General features: G+C 29.0%; 2 protein-coding genes. Both read right to left on the bottom strand.

The features are described 5' to 3' along the window. Nucleotides 1–36: 36 nt before the first annotated feature. Entirely contained in the window at nt 37–282 is a 246-nt protein-coding gene (locus C4E06_RS27175) for an ATP-binding protein (protein ID WP_107671426.1), read from the bottom strand. 23 nt (nt 283–305) lie between these two features. Beyond that, complete coding sequence (locus tag C4E06_RS27170; RefSeq protein ID WP_157951272.1) at nt 306–590, bottom strand: hypothetical protein; 285 nt, start codon at nt 588–590, stop codon at nt 306–308. Nucleotides 591–883: the final 293 nt, after the last annotated feature.

Below are 883 nucleotides of genomic sequence, written 5' to 3'. Positions count from 1 at the left end.
TTTTCTTGTGGATGGCTATAAGTGATCGCTTCTCAACTACTTGATAATTTTAACGTGACCAGGGGTTAAAGCTTCACATAGATAAAAAGAATGAGTTGCTAATAAATATTGATTATCACCCCAGGATGCTAATTCATGGACTATATTATATTGCCAGTCAGGATGCAAATTATTTTCAATTCCGTCCATAAGAATAATAGCATTATTGATTTTTTTCTTTTTAAAAAATTCTTGTAATGCTTTTATTTTTTGCTCTTGATAATTAATAGTTGTAACAGACAAGTCATTTCTTCTTGTTCTATTTTTTATGAGTTCATAATAATTACGGATTTCTCCATTTTTGTTTCAAATGGCACATTGATTAAGGGAGAAACGTAATTAATACTTAAAGGTAAAAATAAGTAGCACTTTAAAGAAACGTCTTTACTAGCAACAACTTGATGATCCTTAAAATGATAATCAACAACATCACCATTACTAAATTCAATAGTTGCCACATGAAAATCTTTATTAATACCTCTAAAAAGAGTTGTCTGATTATTAATTAATAGAGTAAAAATCAATTCTAGAAAAAAAGTTTTTTTCCCCATTATCACTACCAATTGGAAAAATAGCAGGGTTCAAACTTGGTTCAAAAGTTAACTCCACATTTTTAAGATTACGGAAGTTAGGAATAGATACTTTAAGTAATTTCATAAGACAATTTCTCCTTTTACAAACTAAAAATCAATCCAGATACTATAGGCAGGTTCCCACCCTAAAACTTTAGCTTCATCATTAGCTCCGTAACTAACAATTAAAGCTTTTTCTTTTAAATTATACTCATAAGGTAACTTAATAGCTTCATAAAAGCCAAGACTCTTGAAACAATCAACCCAAATTG

It is taken from the genome of Cyanothece sp. BG0011 (assembly GCF_003013815.1).
Taxonomy (GTDB): domain Bacteria; phylum Cyanobacteriota; class Cyanobacteriia; order Cyanobacteriales; family Microcystaceae; genus Crocosphaera.
Note: the sequence above shows the minus strand (reverse complement) of the source record. Positions and strands in the feature narration are given on the sequence as shown.

Coding starts and splice junctions, on each gene's coding strand:
- C4E06_RS27170 (WP_157951272.1), bottom strand. CDS start 590: ATGGGGAAAAAAACTTTTTTTCTAGAATTGATTTTTACTCTATTAATT.